Origin of the sequence: Novosphingobium sp. PhB57 (assembly GCF_004342985.1) — a bacterium.
GTDB lineage: Bacteria > Pseudomonadota > Alphaproteobacteria > Sphingomonadales > Sphingomonadaceae > Novosphingobium.
In genome coordinates, this window is record NZ_SMBO01000031.1 from 1 (window position 1) to 6,794 (window position 6,794).

Below are 6,794 nucleotides of genomic sequence, written 5' to 3' on the forward strand. Positions count from 1 at the left end.
GACAAGCTTCGTGCCGCCCTGACCGTATCAGGTGCCTGGACGATCGAAATCATCAAACGTTCGGACAAGGCGAAGGACTTTCAGGTTCTCCCTCGGCGATGGGTCGTCGAACGCACATCCGCATGGCTTGGCCGATGCGGCCGCCTTGCCAAAGACTGGGAAACCACCATCGCATCCTCCACGGCATGGGCGACGATAGCCTCTATCCGCATGCTTACCCGCAGAACTGCAAGGTATTGCTACGGTTGAGAAACTTCCGAGCCAGGCACTTAGACATTGAAGCGGCCTTTGACACAGATAGGAGATACGGCCTCGGCATCCCTTTGTTTGCACAGCGAGCCAAGCGAACTTAGTCAGCGAGCTAGGCTAAATTCGGAAACCACAACCCGTTTAATCAAGCACCACGAAACTGCGTGGAAGCAGATTGAAAGTTATGCGTCGCGCAGTTCGATCAAATCATTCTGGAAGCTTGCGTCGGCAAGATGCCTCAAGCGTTGGCCGGACTGTTATCCTGAACTCGGAACGCTAACTCATGTGAATGAGCCGCCAGCACCAGAGTGAAAGGTTGTTAACATCCAGCACACGATTCGGTGTCCTGGCTCCGGAGACCCTGTCATGTGGTCCGAGCCGCAAAACGATATCGCTTCTCCGCCAGCGTATCTGCCGCTGAGGAAGAGCTTATTGGGTTTCGCTTCCCAACTGAGGCAACGCACTTACCTGCCTCGACAGACTGTTTTGAGTCAAGGAGATCGCACCGCCCATATTGTAATTATCGTCGGTGGTTGGGCTGAACAGGCGATCCATATTCCCGATGGTCGTCGCCAAATCGTCGGATTTGGAATGGCGGGTGACGTCTGTTGCAGCGACCTGACGGGCCACTCAACAGTCGGGCAATCAATTACCGCACTGACGTCTCTTACAGTTGCCATCATCGGTAAGCTGGAGTTTAGCGCGGTGTTGATGCGCAGCGCGGGCCTCTCGCGTGCTTTCTGGCGCAGCCAAATGCAAGTTTTGGCCATCCAACGCCGCTGGACTTCTGTCATTGGACTGCTCGGTGCTAGAGAGCGGGTTGCCCATCTGCTTTGTGAACTTTACCTGCGACAGCAGCAAATTTCCGCAATGCCCGATGGCATTTGCGCATTCCCCCTAACGCAGACGCAGGTCGCCGAAGCGTGCGGTCTCACACAGGTCCACACCAACCGCGTGATCCAGGATTTAAGGCGAAGCAATCTGATCGAGCAATCTGGCAAACGCCTTACCATTCCTTCCCTCCAAAAGCTTATGACTATGGCCCAATTCGAGGGTTCTTATCTGGGCCTGGAGGAACTCGACAGCAACCCGGCCGATGTTCAACCATTTGTAACAGCATAGTTTTTTATGCGTGCTTATAGTCATGAAGGCTATCATGAAAATTATGCTATTCTAAATGAACATATCTTTCGAGGTATGCCGGAACCCCGGTCAGCGACAGACGCTTTCCTCCAACCTTGGACGATCCGCGACCCACGTCTCAATGAAGAGGCGCGTCCGGGGCAGCAAATGGACCGCCCGACAAGGGCGGTCTGTCTATGTCGGCTAGACCATTATGCTGAACCTGGACCCTGCAGCCGACGCCGCTCTGCAGGGTCTCTTTTTTCTCGTGATAGGCTGCCCGAGGGGAGACTTGACCCGGAACCCGGGTCATGGCGCTAAACGTAACAACTTTCTGATACGGAAAAAGTGCTCCCCGGTGCCTCGATTGCGGCCGAGGCCCAATTTAACATCGCTTCTTTAGCAGCGCACCCCAGGCTTTTTCGATTGAGCCGCGCGAAACTGGATACGAGCCTCTTGCCAGACGTTCAAACGATAACCGCTCTCGTTACCTTTGCGCCGACGCAACAGAATCGCAGGTCACGGTGGCGAACCGTCAAATGCAGAAATGATTTGTCACGGGGGCTGTTCAAGAAACAGGAGCAAGCAGATGTCAATTATTCTCGATGTGACTTCACCCAGTACGCACCATCAGGAAATCGAAGAGGGCCGATCTGCTGACATCCGCTTCGCCCCTACTGACGATAGCGTGATTATCGACATACGCTTTGTCGACCGAGCGCATGAGGCAAACAGCGTCATTGTCTGCGAGGTCGTCTTCCACGATTCCATGCGGGTTCCTTTGAAATCCGTCAAACTGTGGAGCGATGGGGGGAATGGCGTAGATGCAGTCACGGAAATATCAGAACAGTCCTCTGTCGTTCAGTTTTCACCGCAAGAGATGTTGGCAGTTAAAACCGCGGAACTGAATTTCTCCTTTGAGTGATTTATACAATGCCGCGTGAACAAATTGCCTAAGCGGAGTTTACCCGGAGGTCGCGCGTTTCGCACGGATCCACCTGAAGAAACGCCAGCCAAAATCTATAGTCATCCGCACTAAGCCCAGCAGAAGAATTCGCTGGAAATGTCGATGTTTTTGAGCAGACTGTGGCTTGCGACGAAAAACCCGATGCACAGAATCACCGAACCGAGCGCTATCAATGACTGTCTAGCATCTTCCGTCATTTCATCGAAGGAAGCAGGTGAAAACGCTCTGTTGAAGCATCGGAAGCAGTCATCCCAGTATCCATGCACCGACGTCGGGACCTCTCCTTGATTCAAGGCTGCTCTTTGGAGGCGGACTTGAGCAGGGGCGATCTCTCCGAAGCAGAATGGCGCGTTCTGAAGGTCTTGTTGCCAATCGAGCCTGAGAACCGGGGCCGAGGTTGGCTGCCCGAGCAAAACCGCTCAATCATCAGCCGAATTCTGTGGCGGCTCCGCTGTGGAGCTCCGTGGCGAGACGCACCACCCAAATATGGCAATTGGAACTTCAACTATCGTCGGTTCCGGCGATGGAGTGAAGCCGGAATCTGGGAGTCCGTTGCCGTGACGCTGGCCGAAGTCATGGCAAACAGCGCCTACTGCAGCATCAGTGGCACCACAGTTCGCGTCCATGTCTTGGCAGAGCGCGGAAAAGGGGAACTCATCGACGTGCTCTTGGCCGCTCGCGGTGCGGGTTCAGCAGTAAGCTTCGCTAGCCGGCTGACGCACTCGGCCGACCACTCGCCGTCTATCTGACGGTGCGCGAGACGGCAGATTGCAGGGCCTATGACGTCTTGGTTCGACCTGCCCGAACGCGCACCCGACGCTTTGCCCGAAGAAAAGGGCTACGACGCAGATGCAAAATCTTCTGGTCGGTTGGCTTAACTGTTCCTTGCTCTATCCGTGGTCACCGTTAACGGTGCGGCCCTGTCCACTTTTCCAGAAAGTCCGGGAACCTCATTCAATTGGCGTATATCTGTAAAGGATCCTCGCTCCTCACGGTAACGAATGATTTCGAATCCGTGGCCTTTAAGACAGTCGACAGTATCCAGTTCGTCCGCTGTGGCAGTATTGATATCGATCATATCGCTCATGAATGTTCCAGTTCGAGTTGGGATTTTGCCGTAAACGAGCTAAGCGGTTAAAGGTTCTGCTCCTGCAGCAGCGCATTTCAAAAACGTCGGCGTATAATTTGGCTTGTCACATAGGTGGAGGCGGCCGGCTTGTGCCTGGTTGAGCGGTGATCCCATCGAAGGCATTCAAAGGGGCTTTGAATAAAAAGACTTTTCCGCGGTTTTCCATACGATTGATCCCGCTTTCCTTGGCTTCGCCGCGCGAGGTGCACGGACCTGTCATGAAAAAACCATCACTTGAGTCATTTGCGTCTCAAACGGGTCCCCCCAGACCATATGCGCCGTAAAATCCTTTCCAACACAGGCAACAATGGCCAGCGCACCTCGGAACGAGAGGTCGAAACACAGCCCGACGCGGCGCGGCGCGGCGCCTCATAAGCACCGAAACGCTTTCTCGGCAGGAAGCTCTGAATTTGGGCGACAATAGTGGATTGACGCGCGAACTGAACCGCCCTGCATCGGAAAGCCACGGACTTTGGCTGAAATTGCTATCAATCAGAGGAGTTGAATGGTCGCAGATGGTCGATCTGACCTTGGCACGAGGCCTTATGGCCGTAACCCGTCCTGCCATAATCCGAACTCTAACCGCCGCAGTGGAGATGGCAAAACAGGCGGCGAAAAATAGACTCAAAAGAGGTTATGTCTGATTTAACCGCAGTGGAATATTTGATCTTATCCGACATACGGGACCACTCCGCCAACTATTTTTGATAAGATTTTTATTCAACCTTGTTGGGTTATATTTCAAATCTCTCCGCCAGCAAGCTCCACTAAACATCATTCGGTACATTTTTTGAAATGGTCGGGCGCATCAAGTGAGTGCGAAAGCGTGGCCTGACTGGCAACTAATCGAGCCGAGAAGCGTTTCTTCCTAGCTGCGAGGAAGACGTGGCCGATTAGAACTCTTGTCCTTTTGGAGCATTCAAGTGGATATCCGCACAAAGCGCAGCGACCGGGTTTCCGGTGACCAAGCCGGAAAGTCTCTCAAGGTGCATCTGCTCTGCGATTCCGTCCGCGCCGCTGGTCAATTCCAACGGTCTGCGCTTGGACATCTGGATCATGACCATTGGCTTTCGCGGGTAAGGTCGGATGGACAAAAGCTGATGGACCTCTTGTCGCAGATGGGATTTGAACCAAATTCCACTCCGAGATCTGCTCAAGGCGCCGTCCACCAGCCACAAGCAGCGGGCCGCTGCTTCGCAACTTCGTCGCAAAAAAACTGATGCCAGATTCGGAAAGAAATCTACGATCCAGCGGGCGCACTGACGGTTTCGGGCGTATTTGCAGATCAAGTTGTGAAATAAATCCACTTTTGTCAGCATAGCATCACTCAGAATGAATGGGAGCGTGAAATGGGCAGGCTGTTTAAACTAGGAATTATCGCAGGGCTGGGCTACCTCTGGTATTCCAGGTCGAAACCAGTTCCAGTGCCTAGCGCCGAAGACGACCATGGGCCGGTAGGGTCTTCAGGGATTGTCCGCAACGCCGGCCCGGAGAGCCAGTCCGGAATAAAGAATTCCGATTGGGATCAAGTCGACGAGCAGGTTGATGAGAGCTTTCCGGCGAGCGATCCGCCGGGCAGTTATTAAAATCCTGTCCAGTCAGACCAGTTGGTCCAGCAAATCGACCTGCCCGCTAGGGGTTTCCTAATTGCCTAAAGCTTGAACGATCAGCCATATTTGGGGCTTCGGGGCTGGTTCGTCTAACGGAACATTTCCTCACGCAGCGGCTATTGATGTGGGCCGGGTCCAAAGGCCATAGGCAAGATTCAATGCAAAAGAGCGCTTTTCCGGCTGTGGTCGACGAGAGGACGCGCGTCGTCATTCTAGGGAGCTTACCGGGCGATCGGTCGTTGATCGAGCAAAAGTATTATGCCCATCCTTCGAACGCATTTTGGTGGCTGATTGGCGAAACGATCGGAATCCCTTCCTTTGCGTCAACCCCGTATTCTGAAAGAGTCGAGCAGATTTTGCGAAGAGGGGTCGGCTTATGGGACGTCGTCGAAAGCGCAAGCCGCCACGGCAGCTTGGATAGCGCAATTCGCGATGCACGTCACCGGGACTTGCTGAGTTTTTCGAATGGTTTTCCCGAATTGAGAGCTTTTGCGTTCAATGGCGGTGCAGCGGCTCGCCGGGCGCGGGCGCAGCTTTATGGGCAAAAGCATCTCAAACTGATCGATCTTCCTTCATCCAGTTCAGCATTCGCGAGGGTAAGCCGGGAAACCAAGCTTACGCTATGGCGCGATCGGCTTTCACCTTTCATTTACATTGACCGAGTTTGAATTCACCAACTTCTTATGAATAGCAGCGATGTCTGCTCGCCGTACTCGGAGCGTTCAGTCGGTTTCGATTGATTTGGAATGGCCATAAGCCGGGACGGTGATCATGAGGCTGCCTGCCGGATGCCGATCGAAAGAGATTGGCTTCGCCTCCAGCACACCCCGTCTGGCTATCGAACTGACCAGCCTTCTGCCCTTCAGTCTCTTCGGTCGGGTCGTTCGACTTTTTTTCCAAGCTTAGCTGGCTTCTGATCCATGCCGCATCTCCTTGTAGCCTGAACTGGAAGCGTACTGATTTCGCTTCAGACGCCGATGAGAATGTATGAAGACGCGGATATGGGAGCAATGAAAGGTCCACGTCACTCTAAGTCCGTGATGGGGACTAAGGCGGAACATATCCCCCCTGCCCGCCCGATGACCGCCGCGTCGATTAAGTTTTGAGCGACGTCCAAAACAGCAAAATTGTTCTGGCCAGGGCTATCGTCATCCGTGAAGGACGCAGCTGAGCAAAATGATGGGCCGCCGAGTGCGGATTGCGACGATCGCGCGCAGCCATTCCGATTTGATGCCGCGCAGCGTTCCGATACGATCGCGCGCAGTTGAAGGCCTGATCGTTGCTCGTGGATGTCACCTATGTTGGCGCCTTGGTCAAGCGGCGGCAACTGCGGGTCGACCCATGGATTCACCCTCGAGTTCGAGCCGGTGTGCGTTGTGCACGAGGCGGTCCAGGATGGCGTCGGCGTAGGTTGGATCGTTTATGGTCTGATGCCAGCGGGCCACGGGAAGCTGGCTGGTGACGAGCGTTGAGCGCTGACCGTAGCGGTCTTCGAGGATTTCGAGCAGATGGTTCCGGGCGTTGCCGTCGAGTGGCTGACGCCCCCAATCGTCCAAGATCAAGGTCAGCAGATCGACCCGGGCGAGGCTTTTCATGCGGGCAGCGATACGGCCGTCACCTTCGGCCAGCGTCAGTTCGTCGATCAGCCGCGGCAACCGGGTGTAGAGAACCGAACGGTTATCGCGGCAGGCCTTGTGGCCGATCGCACAGGCCAACC

General features: G+C 54.4%; 7 protein-coding genes. 5 read left to right on the top strand and 2 right to left on the bottom strand.

Going from position 1 to position 6,794, the window contains the following annotated elements; genetic code table 11:
• From EDF58_RS25520 to EDF58_RS25535, 4 genes are all read left to right on the top strand, one after another.
• On the top strand, positions 1-249 hold a 249-nt coding region (locus EDF58_RS25520), incomplete at its 5' end, for a transposase (protein ID WP_165921601.1).
• 366 nt (positions 250-615) lie between these two features.
• Positions 616-1,371: a Crp/Fnr family transcriptional regulator gene (locus EDF58_RS25525; protein ID WP_132270583.1), complete on the top strand. Its 756-nt coding sequence runs from the start codon at positions 616-618 to the stop codon at positions 1,369-1,371.
• 589 nt (positions 1,372-1,960) lie between these two features.
• On the top strand, positions 1,961-2,296 hold the full coding sequence (locus tag EDF58_RS25530) for a hypothetical protein (protein ID WP_132270585.1): 336 nt from the start codon (positions 1,961-1,963) through the stop codon (positions 2,294-2,296).
• Between the two features lie 356 nt (positions 2,297-2,652).
• Positions 2,653-3,087, top strand: a complete 435-nt coding sequence (locus EDF58_RS25535) for a transposase (protein ID WP_207913191.1) — start codon at positions 2,653-2,655, stop codon at positions 3,085-3,087.
• A gap of 125 nt (positions 3,088-3,212) precedes the next feature.
• On the opposite strand, the gene EDF58_RS25540 is transcribed toward EDF58_RS25535, so the two are convergent.
• Entirely contained in the window at positions 3,213-3,416 is a 204-nt protein-coding gene (locus EDF58_RS25540; protein ID WP_132270593.1) for a helix-hairpin-helix domain-containing protein, read from the bottom strand.
• 1,819 nt (positions 3,417-5,235) lie between these two features.
• Here EDF58_RS25540 and EDF58_RS25550 point away from each other — a divergent pair.
• Positions 5,236-5,745 (top strand): DNA-deoxyinosine glycosylase, encoded by a 510-nt coding sequence (locus EDF58_RS25550; protein ID WP_243654520.1) that lies wholly within the window; start codon positions 5,236-5,238, stop codon positions 5,743-5,745.
• A 645-nt stretch (positions 5,746-6,390) separates the two neighbouring features.
• Here the strand turns inward: EDF58_RS25550 and EDF58_RS25555 are convergent.
• The coding region (locus EDF58_RS25555) for an ATP-binding protein (RefSeq protein ID WP_165921602.1) at positions 6,391-6,794 on the bottom strand (404 nt) is incomplete at its 5' end.